The organism is Curvibacter sp. CHRR-16 (assembly GCF_018474005.1).
Taxonomy (GTDB): Bacteria; Pseudomonadota; Gammaproteobacteria; order Burkholderiales; family Burkholderiaceae_C; genus Allorhodoferax.
The window spans coordinates 168,994-187,928 of record NZ_JAHCSH010000002.1; the positions used below are offsets into that span (position 1 = coordinate 168,994).

At 58.3% G+C, this 18,935-nt stretch carries 19 protein-coding genes; 15 read left to right on the top strand and 4 right to left on the bottom strand.

The genetic code is table 11. From position 1 onward, the window contains the following. Positions 1–5: 5 nt before the first annotated feature. The 5 genes from KIK84_RS04310 to KIK84_RS04330 are packed head-to-tail and all read left to right on the top strand — an operon-like array spanning position 6 to position 6,228. Positions 6–1,187 carry an EscU/YscU/HrcU family type III secretion system export apparatus switch protein gene (locus tag KIK84_RS04310; protein ID WP_214121766.1) on the top strand — a complete coding sequence of 394 codons (1,182 nt, stop codon included), beginning with the start codon at positions 6–8 and terminating at the stop codon, positions 1,185–1,187. After that, positions 1,184–3,265, top strand: a complete 2,082-nt coding sequence (gene flhA, locus KIK84_RS04315; RefSeq protein WP_214121767.1) for a flagellar biosynthesis protein FlhA — start codon at positions 1,184–1,186, stop codon at positions 3,263–3,265. Before KIK84_RS04310 ends, flhA begins: the two co-directional genes overlap by 4 nt. After that, positions 3,262–4,710 carry a flagellar biosynthesis GTPase FlhF gene (gene flhF / locus KIK84_RS04320; RefSeq protein ID WP_214121768.1) on the top strand — a complete coding sequence of 483 codons (1,449 nt, stop codon included), beginning with the start codon at positions 3,262–3,264 and terminating at the stop codon, positions 4,708–4,710. Before flhA ends, flhF begins: the two co-directional genes overlap by 4 nt. Beyond that, a complete protein-coding gene (locus KIK84_RS04325; protein ID WP_214121769.1) occupies positions 4,703–5,515 on the top strand; it encodes a hypothetical protein in 813 nt (270 codons plus the stop codon). Before flhF ends, KIK84_RS04325 begins: the two co-directional genes overlap by 8 nt. Continuing rightward, positions 5,515–6,228, top strand: a complete 714-nt coding sequence (locus KIK84_RS04330) for an RNA polymerase sigma factor FliA (RefSeq protein WP_214121770.1) — start codon at positions 5,515–5,517, stop codon at positions 6,226–6,228. The genes KIK84_RS04325 and KIK84_RS04330 overlap by 1 nt, the downstream gene beginning before the upstream one ends. A 28-nt stretch (positions 6,229–6,256) precedes the next feature. Here KIK84_RS04330 and KIK84_RS04335 read toward each other — a convergent pair whose 3' ends face one another. The 4 genes from KIK84_RS04335 to flgA form a co-directional block, all read right to left on the bottom strand. Next, positions 6,257–7,015, bottom strand: a complete 759-nt coding sequence (locus KIK84_RS04335) for a flagellar brake protein (RefSeq protein ID WP_214121771.1) — start codon at positions 7,013–7,015, stop codon at positions 6,257–6,259. Positions 7,016–7,113: 98 nt separating this feature from the next. Next, positions 7,114–7,491 (bottom strand): hypothetical protein, encoded by a 378-nt coding sequence (locus KIK84_RS04340; protein WP_214121772.1) that lies wholly within the window; start codon positions 7,489–7,491, stop codon positions 7,114–7,116. Between the two features lie 18 nt (positions 7,492–7,509). Next, positions 7,510–7,842 carry a flagellar biosynthesis anti-sigma factor FlgM gene (flgM, locus tag KIK84_RS04345; RefSeq protein ID WP_214121773.1) on the bottom strand — a complete coding sequence of 111 codons (333 nt, stop codon included), beginning with the start codon at positions 7,840–7,842 and terminating at the stop codon, positions 7,510–7,512. A gap of 88 nt (positions 7,843–7,930) precedes the next feature. Continuing rightward, a complete protein-coding gene (flgA, locus tag KIK84_RS04350) occupies positions 7,931–8,695 on the bottom strand; it encodes a flagellar basal body P-ring formation chaperone FlgA (protein ID WP_214121774.1) in 765 nt (254 codons plus the stop codon). Between the two features lie 148 nt (positions 8,696–8,843). Between flgA and flgB the strand changes: the two genes are divergently transcribed. The 10 genes from flgB (at position 8,844) to flgL (ending at position 18,931) form a co-directional block, all read left to right on the top strand. Next, positions 8,844–9,287 carry a flagellar basal body rod protein FlgB gene (gene flgB / locus KIK84_RS04355; protein WP_214121775.1) on the top strand — a complete coding sequence of 148 codons (444 nt, stop codon included), beginning with the start codon at positions 8,844–8,846 and terminating at the stop codon, positions 9,285–9,287. Between the two features lie 17 nt (positions 9,288–9,304). After that, positions 9,305–9,709: a flagellar basal body rod protein FlgC gene (gene flgC / locus KIK84_RS04360; protein WP_214121776.1), complete on the top strand. Its 405-nt coding sequence runs from the start codon at positions 9,305–9,307 to the stop codon at positions 9,707–9,709. A gap of 25 nt (positions 9,710–9,734) precedes the next feature. Continuing rightward, on the top strand, positions 9,735–10,436 hold the full coding sequence (locus KIK84_RS04365; RefSeq protein WP_214121777.1) for a flagellar hook assembly protein FlgD: 702 nt from the start codon (positions 9,735–9,737) through the stop codon (positions 10,434–10,436). Positions 10,437–10,463: 27 nt separating this feature from the next. Next, positions 10,464–11,669, top strand: coding sequence for a flagellar hook protein FlgE (gene flgE / locus KIK84_RS04370; RefSeq protein ID WP_214121778.1), 1,206 nt, complete (start codon positions 10,464–10,466; stop codon positions 11,667–11,669). Positions 11,670–11,691: 22 nt separating this feature from the next. Continuing rightward, positions 11,692–12,432: a flagellar basal body rod protein FlgF gene (locus KIK84_RS04375; RefSeq protein ID WP_214121779.1), complete on the top strand. Its 741-nt coding sequence runs from the start codon at positions 11,692–11,694 to the stop codon at positions 12,430–12,432. Between the two features lie 5 nt (positions 12,433–12,437). Continuing rightward, a complete protein-coding gene (gene flgG / locus KIK84_RS04380) occupies positions 12,438–13,220 on the top strand; it encodes a flagellar basal-body rod protein FlgG (protein ID WP_214121780.1) in 783 nt (260 codons plus the stop codon). Between the two features lie 205 nt (positions 13,221–13,425). Next, positions 13,426–14,541, top strand: a complete 1,116-nt coding sequence (locus KIK84_RS04385; protein WP_284150469.1) for a flagellar basal body P-ring protein FlgI — start codon at positions 13,426–13,428, stop codon at positions 14,539–14,541. Further along, positions 14,541–15,539: a flagellar assembly peptidoglycan hydrolase FlgJ gene (gene flgJ, locus KIK84_RS04390; RefSeq protein WP_214121781.1), complete on the top strand. Its 999-nt coding sequence runs from the start codon at positions 14,541–14,543 to the stop codon at positions 15,537–15,539. Before KIK84_RS04385 ends, flgJ begins: the two co-directional genes overlap by 1 nt. 21 nt (positions 15,540–15,560) lie before the next feature. After that, positions 15,561–17,654: a flagellar hook-associated protein FlgK gene (flgK, locus tag KIK84_RS04395; protein WP_214121782.1), complete on the top strand. Its 2,094-nt coding sequence runs from the start codon at positions 15,561–15,563 to the stop codon at positions 17,652–17,654. A gap of 20 nt (positions 17,655–17,674) precedes the next feature. Then, positions 17,675–18,931, top strand: coding sequence for a flagellar hook-associated protein FlgL (flgL, locus tag KIK84_RS04400; protein ID WP_214121783.1), 1,257 nt, complete (start codon positions 17,675–17,677; stop codon positions 18,929–18,931). The last annotated feature ends 4 nt before the right edge of the window (positions 18,932–18,935 follow it).

Sequence of the window (18,935 nt, forward strand, 5' to 3'; positions counted from 1 at the left end):
TCACCATGGAATCAGGCAGTCAGGATCGCAATTTACCGGCATCGCAGCGCAAGCTGCGCAAAGCCCGTGAAGAGGGCAACATCAGCCGCTCGCAAGACCTGTCCCACGCCGCAGTGCTGGGGGCTGGTGCAGTGGGCTTGCTCCTGCTCACACCCCAAATTTTGGAAGAACTGCAAAAAATCCTGCAGTACGGCCTGTCCTTTGATGCCCAAACCATCCAGCAAGCACCACGCATGCTGGAACGCCTGAGCACCGCCAGTTGGGTCGGTTTGGCCTTGTGCGGCGTGTTCGCGGCCGTCACCATGCTCTCAAGCATTTTGTCGGCGTTGGCCAGCAGTGGTTGGATCTACAGCCTGCACCCCATCATGCCAGACTTCAGCCGCGTCAGCCCCTTGAGCGGCTTTGGCAACCTTTTTTCCAAAAAGAAGTTGATTGATACCGCCAAGATGACAGCCATTGCGATCATCTTGCTATTAATCGGTGCCTTGTATTTGCACACTGGCATGCCTGAAATGGCAGCCACCTTGCGCCAACCCTCTGCAGCAGCGCTCACCACCTTGGTCAACTGGTTGATTGCCGGTTTGGGTCTGTTGTTGCTGGTGGTGATTGGTGCGGCACTCATTGACGTGCCCTTGCAAAGCTTTCTGCACAAAGAAAGCCTGAAGATGAGTCAACAAGAACTCAAACAAGAGCACAAAGAGTCGGACGGCAACCCACAAATCAAAAGCAAGATTCGCCAAAAGCAGCGCGAATTGGCCCAAAAAAGCAGCGTCACCGCCGTGCCTAAGGCCGACTTTGTGGTCATGAACCCCACCCACTTTGCAGTAGCCGTGCGCTACGACGAAAAAACCATGACAGCCCCACGCGTCATCTCCAAGGGTGCTGATTTGCTGGCGCTCAAGATCCGCGATGTGGCCAAGCAGCACGACATCCCCGTGCTGCAGTCCCCCATGCTGGCACGTGCTCTGTACGCCAACGCTGAACTGGATCAAGACATTCCCACCGCGCTGTACACCGCCGTAGCCCAAGTGCTGGCCTATGTCTACCGCCTGCGCGCTGCTCTGCGCGGCCAAGGTGCCATGCCACGCGATGTGCCCCAACCACAGGTGCCCGAGGAACTCGATCCGCATTCGCCCCAGTTTGGCAAGACATCCAACCAACGTACTAACAAGGAAGCAATGGCATGAACGCATCGCTCAAAACCTGGCAACAGTGGCTGGGCAAGAACGCTGCCCTGATCCACGGTGCAGCCGCCCCCATTTTGGTCGTGGCCATTTTGGCCATGATGGTGCTGCCCCTGCCCGCCTTCTTGCTGGACACCTTCTTCACGCTCAACATCGCCATCGCGCTGATGGTAATGATGGTGGCCGCCTACATGGTGCGCCCACTGGACTTCGCGGCCTTTCCTACCGTCTTGCTGCTCACCACCTTGCTGCGCTTGTCGCTCAACGTAGCATCCACCCGCGTGGTGCTGCTACACGGTCATACAGGCCCCGGCGCTGCAGGCGCGGTGATTGAGGCCTTTGGCCACTTCTTGATCGGAGGCAACTTTGCCGTCGGTTTGATCGTTTTCGCCATCTTGGTGGTCATCAACTTCGTGGTGGTGACCAAGGGTTCCGAGCGCATTGCCGAAGTCTCTGCCCGATTCACCTTGGATGCCATGCCCGGCAAGCAAATGGCCGTGGATGCGGACTTGAACGCGGGCGTAATTGACGACAAAGAAGCCAAACGCCGCCGCGCCGAGATTGGCGAAGAAGCCGAGTTCTTCGGCTCCATGGATGGTGCTTCCAAGTTCGTGCGCGGCGACGCGATTGCTGGCATTTTGATTTTGCTCATCAACATCTTCGGCGGCTTTGCCATCGGCATCTTGCAGCACGACCTGAGTGCTGGCGAAGCGGCTAACAGCTACATCTTGCTGGCAGTTGGTGACGCGCTGGTGGCCCAAATCCCCGGCTTGTTGATCTCAGTGGCGGCTGCCATGGTGGTGTCCCGGGTAGGTAAAGAGACTGACATTGGCAAACAGATCATGGGCCAGATGTTTGTGTCGCCCCGTGCATTGGGCATCACAGCAGGCATCCTTGGCGTCGTGGGGCTGATTCCCAATATGCCCCATGTGGTGTTTTTGAGTATTGCTTCCATCTTGGGCTATGCCGCATGGGCCATGGCCCACCGCCCCCCCCCCAAAGCAGAGGCACCAGCCCCTGTCACCAACCCCAATGATGGCGAAGCCAGTTGGGATGACCTGCAACCCGTGGATCAATTGGGCTTGGAGTTGGGTTATCGCCTCATCGTGCTAGTGGACAAAAACCGCCAAGGCGATTTGCTCAATCGCATCAAAGGCGTACGCCGCAAATTCGCCCAAGAAGTGGGATTCCTGCCCCCTGCCGTGCACGTGCGTGACAACCTGGAACTGCGTCCCAGCATGTACCGCATCACCCTGCGCGGTGTGGTAGTCGGTGAAGGTGAAGCCTTCCCCGGCATGTACTTGGCCATCAACCCCGGCGGCATCACCACCCCGCTCATTGGCACCCCCACCACCGACCCCGCTTTCGGTTTGCCCGCCCACTGGATCGACGAACGCCAGAAGGAAGCCGCACAAATGGCCGGTTTTACCGTGGTTGATTCTGAGACTGTCATGGCGACCCATTTGTCACACTTGATGCAAGTCCAAGCCGCCAAGTTGCTGAGCCGGACAGAGACCCAACAGTTGTTGGATCACGTAGCCAAAGTGGCCCCCAAATTGATCGAGGAAGTAGTACCCAAAATGGTTTCTGTTGCTGTATTCCAGAAAGTACTGCAACTGCTGCTCGAAGAATCGGTGCCTATCCGCGATATCCGCACCATCATCGAATCGGTTGCTGAGCATGCTGCCAGCACCACAGACCCTGTGGAATTGGCCAAGCGCACCCGCGTAGCGCTGAGCCCTGCCATCGTGCAGCAGATCTATGGCCCGACCAAAGAGCTCAACGTGATTGCCATCGACCCCCCATTGGAGCGACTGCTCATGCAAGCCCTGACCAACAGCCAAGGCCCCGCTCTGGATCCGAACGTAGCCGACATGCTGACCCGCACCGCGGCCGAAACTGCGCTCAAGCAAGAAGAAATTGGCATTCCTGCCTGCTTGCTGGTTCCAGACCCCATCCGCAATTCCATTGCCAAGCTGGTGCGCCGTGTGGCACCCCGCCTGCAAGTGCTCTCGCACAGTGAAATTCCTGAAACCCACTCTATTCGCATAGGCCCCATCCTTAAAGGAGCTGCAGCATGACCATCCAACGCTTCATCGCCCCCACCTCTCGAGAAGCCTTGGCCAAAGCCCGCATGGCTTTTGGAGAGGGCACCCTGATTTTGTCCAACCGCCAAACCGAACATGGCGTCGAAGTAGTTGCCACGGCAGAAGACACGCTCGACGGATTGGATGCCAGCCTGCGCCAAAGCCATGCGCCTGCCAGCAGCAACGGTGGCAAAACACGCCCTGCGCCCGGCAGCTACCAAGAAACTGCTCAGCAAGTGGAAGCCGATGTGGAAAAACTCTCCATGAGTACCCTGTCTTTCCAAGACTACGTACGCGAGCGCATGGCACGCCGCAAGCAAGAGCAAGAGGTCGCTAGCGTCGCCAGCGACACACCCTCGCTGCCAAACACCGTTGCACCACGCGCCCCACAGCGCCAAGCCCCGGCCAACGCACGCAACACCGCCAGCCACGAAGTGCACACCCCGCAGCGTGCAGCGCGGGCACCCGCGCCTATCCAGGTTGCACCCAATATGCCCGATGGCGTGATGCAAGAGCTGCAATCCATGCGCGAACTGATTGAAGACCGCTTCAACACCCTGACTTGGTTGGGCCAAGCGCGCAAGAACCCCATCCACTCCAACCTGATGCTCAAGCTCATCCGCGCTGGCTACTCCCCCTCACTGGCACGCGCAGTCTTGGAGCGTCTGCCAGAAGAGATGGATGCCCCCGAATCGCTACGCTGGGTCATGGACGTTTTGGAGCGCAACATCCGCACCGATGCCACAGCCCAAAACCTGCACGAAGAAGGCGGCGTATTTGCCCTCGTGGGCTCTACCGGCGTAGGAAAAACCACCACCGCTGCCAAACTGGCTGGCTTGTGTGCCCAGACCTATGGCCCCAGCAGCGTGGGCCTCATCACCCTGGATACCTACCGCGTAGGAGCCCATGAGCAACTGCGCACCTACGGCAAGATGCTCGGTGTGGTAGCCCACATGGCCCACGACAAAGCCGCCCTACAAGACCTGCTGGGCTTGCTGTCCAACAAGAAAATGGTGCTCATCGACACCACTGGCATTGCGCCACGCGACCCACGCAAACAAGAGCTGCTGGACTTGATCGACCTGCCCCGCATCAAACGTATCTTGGTACTCAATGCAGGCAGCCATGGCGACACGCTGGACGAAGCCGTGCAGTGCTTCAAAACCGGTGCGATCCAGCACGCGGTACTGTCCAAAATTGACGAGGCCGTCAAACTCGGCCCCGCTATCGATGCGGTGATTCGCCACCAACTGTTGCTGCGCGGTGTAACCACAGGCCAGCGCGTGCCCGAAGACTGGGAAAGCGCCTCGGCTGCCAAGTTGGTGCAACTGTCCATGCGTTCCAGTGGCAACTCGGCCCACGACCCCAAAGACATGGATTTGGGCTTTTTCTTCAGCCACGCCAACAACCAAAACCTGCAAGGGGTGCTGCATGCTTGAAGCCCCTCTCCACCAAGCTGCTGGGTTGATCCGACTGGGCGTGCACCACTCGCCCAAGCTGCTGGCCATGGTGAGCCACGGTGACGAGAATGCCGAACTACCACTGCTGCTGCGCCTGTGCACCAACATGGTTGAGCTGGGTTACCCCGTGGTAGTGCTCGATGGCACCGCCATGGAAAGCAACGACAACCCCGGCCTAGAACAAGCCCTGCAAGGCTTAGAAAGCGGTTGGTCCAGCTTAGAAACCCCGGGCTGGAACATCATCCCCGCGGGCTTGGGCCTGCTCAGCTTGGCCGCCCGCAACCGCGGTGTGCTGGGTTGGAACGGTGTGCATGCCCTGTTTGGCCACCACGCAGTGGTCGTCGTCTACGCCACCGCCACGGTGCTTACCCCGCTCTTTACGGGCAGTGAAGTACGCCCCGTAATCGCGCTGTCGCGCGCCAAAACCTCGCTCCTGACAAGCTACGTGGCCCTCAAACGCGTCTTGACCAAAGGCCATTTGCAACCCTTGGTGGTACATGTGCGCCAAGCCACGCCTGATAACAGCCCCAGCCCCGTAACTGGTTTGCAGGAATACACCCGCCAATTTTTGCAGTACGAGTTTTCGGCTATTGAGCTGGACATTGACAGCGCTGAAGACAACAGCGCCGACACCGATGTGCAACGCCTCGCCCTGGGCTTGCTGGAAACAGCCCACACCATGGCCAGTGGCAGCCATGAAGCAAGCCATTGGCTGCCCCCCCTGGTGCCCACTAACATGGCCAGCCCAGCCGTACCTGTTTCTTCGTCCGTCGGGAGACACTGATGTACACCGCCAAAGGACAACTGGATCGCAGTTCGCTCATCAAACAGTACCAGCCGCTGGTACGGCGTCTGGCCCATCACATGATGGCCAAACTCCCCCCCAGTGTGGATGTGGAAGACCTGATACAGGTTGGCCTCATTGGGTTGTCCGATGCGCTCTCGCGCTACGAAGCCTCGCAAGGCGTGCAGTTTGAAACCTTTGCCACCCAGCGCATTCGCGGTGCCATGCTCGATGAACTGCGCGAAAACGACTGGATGTCGCGCGGTTCACGCAAGAGCCAAAAGGAAATCGAATCGGCCGTTCGCAAGCTGGAGCACAAATTTGGCCGCAGCCCCAGTGAGTCGGAAATTGCCACCGAACTGGGCATGAAACTGGCCGACTACCAAGCCTTGCTGAGCAAAGTGCGCGGCACGCAGTTGGTCTACTTGGAAGACATGGCCAGCCACGACGACGATGACGGTTACCTAGACCGCCACTCCGTGGACAAAGATGCCGACCCCATGAATCTGCTGCGCAACCAGCGTCTGCGCGAATCGTTGGTCGAAGCCATCAAAGCCTTGCCCGAGCGCGAGCAGTACATCATGAGCATGTACTACGAGCACGACATGAACCTGAAAGAAATTGCCGCTGTACTGGAAGTGACCGAATCGCGCATCTGCCAACTACACAGCCAAGCGATTGCCCGCTTGCGCGCCAAGATGCGCTCCCATTGAAAGCTGGCTGCGGTGGCTTCTCAGCCACTCAAACCATGCTTTTGGGTTCGTCCACCATTTTTTGGTAGACAAAGCTCTTGAGCAGCACTTCTTGCTCACTGGTCAGATTGACAAACTCCACCCCAAAGTGACACAGGTCTTGGCCATTTTGGAGCGCGGTAGAACTGGGCGTCATGACCCGCACGACAGCCTGCACCGTGAGGGGCGTTTTCACCCCATGCAGTGGCAGCTGCAACTGCAACTGCAAGGTATCCCCCACACCCCCAATTGCCTCGCGCCCATCAACCAAGGCGCCGCTGGCACTGATGTTAGAGATCACCGCCACGGAGGGCAGCGCTTGTCCCATCTGGCTGGCAGTCACCGAAAACACATCGGCCACCAGCTTGCAGCGCACCCGGGGGTATTTGCGAATCAGTGAACTGGTGACTTTGCTGGGATAAGTCAGGTGCAAATACGGGTACGGTGCTCTGCATACACGCAAAATATCCGCGGCAAAAGCAAACGCTGCTTGGCGCACAAACGCACGCATCACCAGGGTTTCGTTTTCTAGCAGAGGAATCAACTCACCACGCGGTCCACGGGGCATGGTGATCAGCAAAGACAGTCCTTCCCAGTACCCCAGCAAGGATGCAAACACCCGTGGCAGCTTCAAGCTAGCTGGCGGTTCAATTTGGATTTTGGAGCCTATGGGCAAACCGATGTCCGCGAATGCAAGCGCTTTGGCCCCAGCGGTTTGGGCTGCGGCGTCATCGTTCTCGGGTGACAACGGTTGATCTGGGACACTCATACAAGGCAATAGGCGCAGATAGGCTCACACTGCGCTCGACCTTACCAGAAAAGGCTACACGCCCTTGCCCTGCTGAAAGCAGGACAAGGATATGGGCGTCAGAGGGTTTGCACGTTGACTGGCTGCTGCGACTTGGCTGCCATGTTGTAAGTGTGCTGATTTTTCAATGCGGGGAAAAATAGCTGCACAGCCTGCTCTGCATAGGCCTGCTGGCGCAACAAATGCTCACGCACCATCGCAACGTCTTGGGCCAAAGCACTGACCTGCTCTGCAACCGCTTGGGCATCTACCACCCTATAGGGCATGGACTGGCGCAAGGCCATGGCCAACTCTTGGGCCAACTGGGAAAACTTTTGCGACTGCTGCTGTACTGCATCCACATCGGCATCGCGCAGGGCTTGCTGCACATCGGCCACTTGGGTTTGCATCAGGCTCAGGACATCATCCAGACAAAACGACTCAGAATTTTCTGACATGGCACCGCCTTGTGGGTATCAGTTCAGTGGCTGGTTGCCACGATCCATCATTTCTTGGGCGTTGGAGAGCATCTTGTCGGCAATCGCATCGGGATTGGCTTTGAAGCTTCCATCTTTGATGGATTGCTTCATCTGTGCGACTTTTTTCTGGTCAATTTCAGCACCATCCCCTGTTTTTTCCATCGACTTGGCATTGGAGGACATGGTCACCGCCACGCCCGGAGACGCGGCAGTTTGCTTAGCCTGGGTGGCCGCAGCAGATGCAGCGGTGCCCTGAGCCGTTTTTTGCCCTGCACTGGCGGTGCTACTGGGCACCGCACTGCTGATATCTGTTGGTTGACCTATTTTCATTTCTTTCTCCCAGACGAAATCTGGTTAAGGCAGATGCATCCAATATCGGCCCCATTGGGGTGAACTTGAGGTGCAAACATACTGTTATTCACAAATCGATACGTACCGTGCGGCTATCCACTACCTGGGCCGATACCACCCGCCCATTGTCGAACTTGATTTTGGCCATCTGTCCCACCACACCGGAAGACACGGCCAAAGCCTCGCCCGAGACTTGGAAGCCATCGCCTTGGGCAATCACCCGCAGCGGTGTACCGGCTTGGAACACTTCGCTGGCCTTGACCATGCCTTGACGCAAAGCCTGGCCTGCATTGAGCATACGGGTAGCCACTTGGCCGCGCCACGCATTGCGATCTTGCAACACTGCAGTGGGCTCTTCAGCCCAATCCACCTCAGCTTGCACTACATCGTCGTCAGACACAGTGCTACCACCTCGAATGCCATTGCGCACCACCCATGCTGGGCCAAAGGCTTTGACTTGGGTCGCAGCGGTCACATTCCAGCGAGCCACGCCATCGGTGCAACGCAAGCCCACGCGGCTACGTCCCCACAGACGGGTTCCCACAGGCAAGTAGGCCTCTACCTGGGCGCAGGCGGGCAATTGCAAACGGGTATCCAACGGTGCCACCAACACTTCCATGCGCAAGCGCGGATCGGCACTTTCCGAAGTTTTGACCGCATCGTTGGCCCAACGTTGGGCTATTTGGCGCAAGGTATCCAAGTTAGCCAATGCTGGTTGCTGCGCAAACGCACTGCTGGCCAAACAAAAGGCAAGCACTGCGAAAAGCACCACGATGCAATGCTGCAGCACAGTGCGAACAAGAGAAATACTTCTCCAATAACGCTGGTTCATACAGCCTCCTTTTTGCATAGCCATGACTGTAGGCAGCCACCGCCCAGCAAAAGCCGCAATAAGCCCTGTCAACACCCCGCATTTCAGCCATTTGACGGCCTCAAGCATTTCCAATAATCGCCGTACCCCCTATTCCGCGAGGCTATTCATGGTCGCTAACATCAACAACATACTGGACTTTCAATCCAAAGGCCTGGTATTGCGTTCTGAGCGCCAGCGCCTAATAGCCAGCAACATCGCCAACGCAGACACCCCCGGCTACATTGGCCGCGACCTCAATTTCAAAGAAGCCATGGCAGCCGCCTTGGGCGAAGGTGGCATGGAAATGGCCCCCCCCACTGATCGCGGCATGAATCGCAATGGCATGACGCATACCGGCCACATACCGCTACCCCCCATCCCCAGCGACCCCGAAAAAGGCCAACTTCCACTGGCCTACACCGTGCAGTCACAACCCTCTATGGATGGCAACAGCGTGGACATGGACCGTGAACGTGCCAACTTCGCAGACAACTCGGTGCGCTACGAGGCTACTCTTCGCTTCATTAACGGCACTTCCAAGACAATCTTGAGTGCCATCCAAGGCCAGTAAGAAAACAGGAGTAAACCATGTCCATGTTTTCCATCTTCAACGTCTCGGGCAGCGCCATCAGTTCGCAGTCCAAGCGGCTCAACGTGGTGGCCTCCAACATGGCCAACGCGGACGCCGTGGCAGGCCCCGATGGCAAAGCCTACAAAGCGCGCAACGTGGTGTTCCAGACAGTGGAGTTCGATGCCCCCGAGTCCAAGGGCGTGACCGTTAGCTCCATCACCGAGAGCGACGCCCCATTCAAGCGCACCTATGCACCCGACCACCCTAGCGCCGATGCCAATGGCTATGTAGACCAAAGCAACGTCAACCCGGTGGAGGAAATGGTCAACATGATTTCGGCTTCCCGCTCTTACCAAAACAACGTGGAAGTGATGAACACCGCCAAAACGCTGATGCTCAAAACGCTTCAGATGGGCCAATGATGGGCCAACACCTAGGAGATAGACCATGGTATCTGCCGTAAGCACCCCCCCCAGCAGTAGCAGTCAAACTGCGCCTGTCAATTTGGCAGGCAGCCCCGAGGGCCGCTCCATCAGCCCCAGCAAACAGCTAGACCCAGCGGCGCAACAAGACCGCTTCCTCAAGCTTTTGGTGGCGCAAATGAATAACCAAGACCCCATGAACCCGGTGGACAACGCGCAAATGACCAGCCAAATGGCGCAGATCAACACCGTCTCAGGCATCCAGCAACTCAATGACACCATGAAAGGCATGTCCGGCCAATTCGGTGCCATGCAGTTGCTGCAAGGTGCCTCGCTGGTGGGCAAGGGGGTGCTGGTGGATTCGGACAAAGCCCACATCCGCAACGGCCAAGTCAAGGGGGCCATTCAGTTAGAAGCCAAAGCCGAGAACGTCCAAGTGGACGTGCTCAACAGCGCAGGCAAGGTGATAGGCCAAGTTGATTTGGGCAGCAAGAACGCGGGCACCCACGCCTTCCAGTGGGATGCCTCGCAATACCAAGGTAGCGAACCCCTGACTGGTCCTGTGCGCTTGCGCGCCAGTGCAGGCAGCGCCTCCAACCCATTGCCTGTGGCCGTACTGGCCGAGGACGAGGTGGTCTCGGTCGGTGCCAACAAACAAGATGGACTGTCACTGGGCTTGGCCGAAAACGGCACCATGTCCTACAAAGACATCCAGGCCATTCAATAACCCCACACCGTTGGAAAGGAATACACCATGGGCTTTCAAACAGGACTCTCCGGCCTGAACGCTTCCAGCAAAAACCTGGACGTTATTGGCAACAACATCGCCAACGCCAACACCGTGGGCATGAAAACTTCACGCGCTGAATTTGCCAACTTGGTCGCTGCGACTTTGGGTGCATCAGGCAGTTCATCAACCGAGGGGATTGGTGTGACCGTAGGCACCACATCCCAGCAGTTCACCCAAGGCAACCTCAACATCACAGGCAACACACTGGATGTGGCCATCAACGGACGAGGGTTTTTCCAAACCACCGAGCGCGATGGATCTACCGCCTACACCCGTGATGGCCAGTTCAAACTGGACAAAGACGGAAACGTCATCACCAACACTGGTGGTTTTGTGATGGCCTACCCCACTGACGTGAAAGGCAAAACCACCAGTCTGACGCCGCAAAAGTTGACCCTGCCGACAGCAGCACCGATTCCAGCCAAGGCCACCACCACCATCAACACCGAGATGAACTTGGATGCGCGGGCTGAGATCGATACATCACCAGCACCACCAGAAACAATCGCACGCTACGGCACCACCATCACGGCCTTTGACTCCCAAGGGCAAGAAGTGCCCGTGAGCCTGTACTTTGTCAAATCGGCCAACGACACATGGAATGTCTATGACTCATTGAATGCAACAACACCTGCATTCAACATGACTTTCGATGCCAATGGTCAACTGACATCGCCAACAGGCCCCATGCCTCTGACAGTGCAATCGCCCAACCCCAACATCGGTGCCTTCACCGTCAATGTGGACGTGAGCAAAGCCACCCAGTACGGCGCACCGTATGCCGTCTCGAACCTGAGCCAAGACGGTTATACCGCTGGTGAGTTGACTGGCATGAGCATTGACGAATCAGGCGTCATCATGACGCGCTACTCCAATGGCCAAAGCCAAGGACATGGTCAACTGGCGATTGCCGATTTCCGCAACGTCCAAGGCCTGCGCCAAGGCAGCGGCGGCATTTATTTTGAAACCTTCTCTTCTGGCCAACCCATGCTGGGACAACCGGGCATTGGCAAATACGGCCAAGTGCGCTCCGGCGCATTGGAAGAGTCCAACGTCGACCTGACGGCAGAACTGGTCAACATGATGACCGCGCAGCGCAACTACCAAGCCAACGCGCAGACCATCAAGACACAAGACCAGATCATGTCCACGCTGGTCAATATCCGCTAACGGATAACAGGGCCCACACGCCATGGATCGCATCATCTACACCGCCATGACAGGGGCATCGGCCGCCGCCAACCGGCAAGCCACCCTGTCCAACAACCTAGCCAACGCGTCCACCAACGGCTTTCGCGCCGAGTTGGACACCTACCGGGCCGTACCGTTGCGCGGCGATGGTGCCACCACCCGCGTGTTTGCCTTGGAAGCCACTGCCACCTACTCCAACTTGGCAGGCCCGGCCATGCGCACGGATCGCAACTTGGATGCCATGAACATCGGCAACACATGGTTTGCCGTCAGTGGCTTGGATGGCAACGAGGGCTACACCCGCAACGGCCACTTTGAAGTGGGCAACGATGGCAGCTTGCAAACCGGCAACGGCCTGCAAGTGCTCTCCAGCGGTGGTGGGCCACTCATCATCCCGCAGGGAGCCGAAGTCACCATCCAAGCCGATGGCAACGTCAGCGCCCGCGTAGGCAACCAGCCTGCCGAGGTGGTGGGCAAACTCAAAATCGTCTCCCCCCAAGGGGAAGACACCTTGCGCCGCAACCCCGATGGGCTGTTTCGCACCCCCACCAGCGACCCGCTACCCGACGACCCCAACGCCCGCGTACAAGTGGGCGTACTGGAAGGCTCCAACGTCAGCACGGTGGAGACCATGGTGGGCATGATCCAAACCGCGCGCCAATTTGAAGTACAGATGCGCATGCTGCAAACCGCTGAATCCAACGACCGCTCCGCCGGTCAACTACTGAGCTTGCAAGGATAAGAGCCATGATCAATTCCCTGTGGATATCCAAAACCGGCATGGAAGCCCAGCAAACCCAGCTGGACGTGATCGCCAACAACTTGGCCAACTCCGCCACCAACGGCTACAAGCGTTCGCACGCCGTGTTCGAGGATCTGATGTACCAGAACCTGCGCCAAGTCGGCTCCAACACATCCGAGCAAAGCAGCATGCCCACAGGCTTGCAGTTGGGCTTGGGTGTGCGCACCGTGGCCACCAGCCGCACATTTAGCCAAGGGTCCCTACAGCAGTCCAACAGCAATTTGGACGTGGCTATCCAAGGCAACGGCTTCTTCCAAGTCACCCTGCCCGATGGCACCACCGGCTACACCCGCGATGGGGCCTTTCAGATGGACAACCAAGGCGTGTTGGTCACCTCCAGCGGCTACCCCGTACAGGGCGGCGTGACCGTCCCAGCCAACGCCACCAATCTTGCTATTTCGCAAGACGGTGTCGTCACGGCCCAAATCCCGGGTCAGGTCAACCCCCAGCAAATTGGCAACATCACGCTGGCCAGCTTCATCAACCCCGCTGGCCTAGAGCCACGTGGCCAAAACGTGTACACCGAAACCGCTGCATCAGGCCAGCCCAACGCAGGCAACCCCGGCACCAACGGTTTGGGCACCGTGTTGCAAGGCTTCTTGGAAGCCTCCAACGTGAACGTGGTGCAAGAGCTGGTGACCATGATCCAAACCCAGCGTGCCTACGAAATGAACTCCAAGGCCATCCAGACGTCTGACCAAATGCTGCAAAAGCTCGGACAGCTTTAAGCCATAGCGCCAGCCCCATAACCCACCAATAAGCCCGATAAGCACAGCCTTTTCGGGCTTTTGAATGGACTAAAGAATTCCAGAATAGTGCCGACGGTAGCCCACCCTTCTTGGTGGGAACCACAGACCCATCGGCCCTATGACACATTGCAACCCTCCTCTTTCCGAGCGCCCCACCGGGTGGTGGGCGCGCATGTCCCGGTGGATGCGCACCGGATTGCGCTGCATGACAGGCATGGCGGTAGCTGCAGCGCTGCTCAGTACGCCAGCCCATGCTGGTCGCATCAAAGAATTGGCCTCCATCGAAGGCGTGCGCAGCAACCAGTTGTCCGGCTTTGGCTTGGTCGTAGGCTTGGACGGCACGGGTGACTCCACCACCCAAATGCCCTACGCCACCCAAGGCCTGAAGAACTACATGGATCAACTGGGCCTGCCGCTGTCGGCAGCCGGTGCTGCGCAGCTGCAAATGAAAAACGTGGCAGCCGTGCTGGTCACAGCCCAGTTGCCAGCCTTTGCACGCCCTGGCCAGCTCATCGACATCAACGTGTCTTCGCTGGGCAACGCCAAATCGCTCAAAGGCGGCACCCTCATTGCAACCCCTCTGCGCGGCGCCGATGGCGAGATTTACGCCTTGGCCCAAGGCAACCTCATCGTGGCGGGTGCTGGCGCATCGGCGGGTGGCAGCAAGGTGCAGGTCAACCACTTGAGCGCAGGGCGTATTCCTGAAGGTGCACAGGTGGAACGCAGCGTTCCCACTCCACTGCAAGATGGGACAACCATCAGCCTAAGTCTGGATGCCACAGACTTCCAAACCGCCCGCAAGGTGGCCACCGCCATCAACCGCCGCTTTGGCAATGGCGTAGCCTTGGCCATGGATGGCCGCACCATCCAAGTCAAAGCGCCCACCACCCCCAACGAGCGGGTGAACTTCATTGCTGAACTGGAAGAGTTGCCGGTAGAAGAGACCATTGCGGCGGCCAAGGTCATCATCAATGCACGCACGGGCTCCATCGTCATGAACCAAGCCGTTACGCTGGGCCCTTGCGCGGTAGCCCACGGCAACTTGTCCATCAGCATTTCGTCTACTCCCGTGGTGAGCCAGCCCAACGCCTTCTCGGGCGGGCAAACGGTGGTGGGAGAGAAAACGTCCATAGACATCAAACAAGACACCGGCAAGATCGTGCAACTGCCCGCTTCTGCCAAGCTGACTGATGTGGTCAAGGCGCTGAACTCCTTGGGTGCTACGCCACAAGATTTGCTGGCCATCCTGCAGGCTATCAAGTCTGCGGGTGCGCTCAATGCGGAGTTGGAGGTCATCTAATGTCTGTTGGCATGACCCCTGGTTTTAGCGGCAGTCTGAACAACCGCGACATGCTGGCCACCGACGTACAGTCGCTGGACAAGCTCAAGTACGCGGCTGGTGCCAAGACGCCTGAAGCCATCCGGGAAACGGCCAAGCAGTTTGAATCGCTGTTCATGCGCGAACTGCTCAAGAGCATGCGCGATGCCAATGCCTCCATGAAGTCCGGCATGCTGGACAACGAAGGCACCAACTTGGGAAACGATTTGCTGGATCAGCAGTTTGCCGTCCAAATGTCAGGCCAACGCGGTGGCTTGGCCGACATCATTGCCAAACAACTGGCCCAGCAAGCCGGTGTTTCGCTGGATGGATCGTCCACGGGCGTAGGCAAAGCAGCACCTGCAGCATCGATGGGCCCCGCAGCGACAGGCAGTGTCGGTGCGGTCACTAGCACCACCAGCATCTACAGCCGCCAAACAACCACCACCACTGCCGCCTTGAGTGCCAGTGCTTTGGCGGCTTACAACACCCGCACCACGCCAACCCAAGCCCAGCGCGACTTTGTGACCAAACACCAAAACACCGCCGCCCGCATTGAACGCGAAAGCGGCATACCCGCCAGCTTCATGCTGGGTCAAGCGGGGCACGAAACGGGCTGGGGCAAACGCGAGATTCGCACCCGCACAGGTGAAAACTCGCACAACCTGTTTGGCATCAAAGCCGGCCCGAACTGGAAAGGCCGTGTAGCCGAGGTGCACACCACCGAATACATCAACGGTGTACCCCACCGCCAAGTGGCCCGCTTTCGGGCTTACAACTCGTTTGAAGAAGGGTTTCGCGATTACGCCCGCCTGATCAACGAAAGCCCCCGCTACGCCAAGGTGCGCAACCAAATGCATTCGGCCCAAGGCTTTGCCAACGGTCTGCAAAAAGCCGGTTACGCCACCGACCCAGCTTATGGCGCCAAGCTGAGCCGCGCCATCCACACCACGCTGAATATTCAGCGCGTGCAGGTCTGATAGGACGACAAGGAAGACACCATGGGACTTCTCAACGTCGGCACCCGCTCCCTGCAAGCCAACCAAGTGGCCCTGCAAACCACAGGGCACAACATTTCTAACGTCAACACGGTGGGCTACTCACGCCAAAACGCCGTGTTCAACCAAGTGGAAGGGCAGTTCACGGGCAACGGCTATATCGGCAAGGGCGCGGAAATCCGCACCATCCAGCGCAACTACAGCCAGTTCCTGACACGCCAGTCCAGCTTGGCCAGCTCCATCGAGTCGCAAGACGTGATGCGCGCTGACAAATTGCGCCAACTGGAAGAGCTCTTTCCCGGCGGCAACAGCGGCTTGGGCGCTTCGGTGAACGACATGCTCAACGCATTCAGCGATGTGGCCAATGCTCCTACCGACCTGACAGCCCGTACCGTGGCCCTGACGCGTGTGGATGAAACCGCTGCCCGCTTTCGGGCGGCCTCCCAATCGCTGGACGATCTGCAGCGCGGTGTACGCCAAGAATTGGGACAAAAGGTCGATGCCATCAACACCTTGGCCAAAGACATTGCCCAAGTGAACGAAGAAATTGCCCGCACCACCGGCTCTGGCCAACCGCCCAACGATTTGCTGGACCGCCGCGATCAGCTCATTAAGGAACTGAACCAGTACGTGCAAACCACGTCCATCTCTGCCGATGATGGCACCATCAGCCTGTTCGTTGCCCACAGCCAGCCGCTGATTTTGGGCACCCACGTCACCCCCATGACCTTGGTACCCGACGAGTACAACGATCCACTCAAGAACAAGGTGGCCATGCAGATAGATGGTGCCACCATCATGCTCGATGACAACGCCTTGGGCGGTGGTGAGGTGGCAGGCTTGCTGCGCTTTCAGAACCGCGATATGACCGAAGCGCGTAACCTGCTGGGCCGCCTGACTTTGGCCGTGACCACGGCCATGAACGACCAGCATAAGCTGGGCTTGGACATGGATGGCAATGCAGGCAAAGAGTTGTTCAGCCCCATCACGTTCAATGGGGAAAACATCCGCAGCCCCCAAGCACCTGCGAAATTGAACCGTGGCACTGGCGAGCTCAAAATGCAAGTCACCGATGTGACCAAGTTCGCCGCCTCTGACTATGAAATCCGCTTCACAGGCCCTTTGACCGGCACGGTCACACGCCTGAGCGACAACAAAGTGGTCGCCTTCCCACAATCGCCCGCCCCGGCCTCTGGGGCTTTGGTCAATGTGGATGGATTGGACATCCAGCTCACTGGACTGCCAGCCGATGGGGATCGCTTTTTGCTCAAACCCTTTAGCAGCTCCGCCAGCACCATCCAAGCCCAGTTCTCCACCCCACGGGGTTTGGCCGTAGCCAGTCCAATAGCTGGTGCCATGGGTACCAACAACCAAGGCAACCTCAAGGTAGTCAATGTGCGGGCGAACAGCCCCACGGCTACAGCCAATCTCCCTGTGACGTTCACATTCACAGGAACCAACACCTACACCCGTAGCGATGACCCTACGGGCAAAGAGTACACCTATACCCCTGGTCAAGCCATTGGCTCTTTGGGCTCTATCACCATTCCTGCCCCCAGCTCTCCCCCACCAGGAGTGCCTGCTCTGCCCGAGAATTTGCCGGAACCTCCACCGGGAGCGCCTGCGCTTTCTGACCTAGCGCCGCCACCACCACCGGATTTGACTATTCCTACGGGGCAGCCTGACAACCAGTGGAGCTTTGTGCTGCAAGGCGCGCCCAAAGCGGGCGACACCTTCACGGTTATCGACATCAAAGACCCCAAATACGGCGCCGACTACCAGCTCAACGCCGGCAACGCCCAAGCCATGATGGATTTGCGCGATGTGAAGATGTTTGACAACGGCGTCATGTCCGATGGCTACGCCAGCATGATTTCGCAAATTGGTATCCGCAGCCAAAGCGCCAAAAACGCCGCCGATGTGTCGGCCACCGTCGCAGCCAATGTGGAGCGTGACCGCACCCGTGTATCGGGCGTCAACCTCGACGAAGAAGCCGCCAAGATGCTGCAATACCAGCAGGCCTACCAGGCATCAGCCAAGATGATTCAGATCGCTCAGAACATCTTTGACACCCTGATGCAGAACATGAACCGATAAGCCGCAGCTAGAGGTACCACATGGCCGTCACCCCCCTCACCCGCTTAGGCTCCAACAACGCATACGACAACTCGGTGCGCACTTTGGGCGCGCGCCAAAACAAGCTGGTCAACCTGCAAGAGAACCTGACCACTGGCAAAAAAGTGGTCCGCCCCAGCGACGACCCCACGGGTGCCGCCCAAGCCGAGCGGGCACAGGTGCGTATCTCGCGCATTGCCACCGACCAACGGGCACTGGAAAACCAAAAGAACTCCATCGCCATGGCTGAAAGCACGCTGGGCGACATCACCTCGGCGCTGCAGCGTTTTCGCGAACTGACCGTGGCCGCTGGCAGCGGCAGCGCCAGCCCCGCAGAGCGCCGCACACTGGCCATCGAAATGCAGCAACTGCGCGAGCAAGTGCTCTCGTATGCCAACCGCAAAGACACCAATGGTTTGCCACTGTTTGGTGCTTTGGGCAGTGCAGAAAACCCCTTCTCCGGCCCCAACCAACCACCGCAGGACTACCTGTTCTTGGGATTGCCCGGCCAACCCTCGTCCACCGAGCGCAGTATTCCCAATACGGTCGATGGCGACAACGCCCTCATGCTCCAGCCCAAGCGCGATGGGGCCTACAACGTCAAGCTCTCTGACATTCCACCCGAACGCGCTCTGCGCACAGAACCGGTGAAGGTGGTGGATCCCAGCTTGGTCAACGGTTCGGGCTATACGGTCAAGATCGACAAACTCACTACCTTGGACGACGGCAGCACCGAGGTCGAATACACCCTGACCGAAGGCCCTCCAGTCAACGGCTTTACCAAAGCCGGCCTCAAGGCCAGCTACCCACCGGGCATCCCCCCTAGCATCACCATCAGCGAGATGCCGGGCTTAAGCCTGACCCTCAGGGGCAAGATGGAAGCGGGCGACACCGTGGCCATTGATCCCAGCCCCAGCGTGTTCAGCGTCATGGACGACGCTGTCAACGACATTGGTGATGCCGTTAATGACAACGCTGCTGCACAAGCCGTGGCCTTGGCGCTGTACAACTTGGACAAGAGCATCGAACGCGTCTCGGCCGTGCGTGGCCAAACCGGGGCTTTGCTCAACCGTGCCGACCGCATCAGCTCCAACCAAGAAGCCCGCAATGTGCAGCTTGAGGCGGATCGCTCGCGTGCCGAGGACTTGGACATGATCAAAGGTGTGGCCGAGTTCCAGAACCAGCAAACGGGCTATCAAGCCGCCTTGCAGTCCTACGCACAAACACAGAAACTCTCACTGTTTAACTACCTGAGTTGAGACC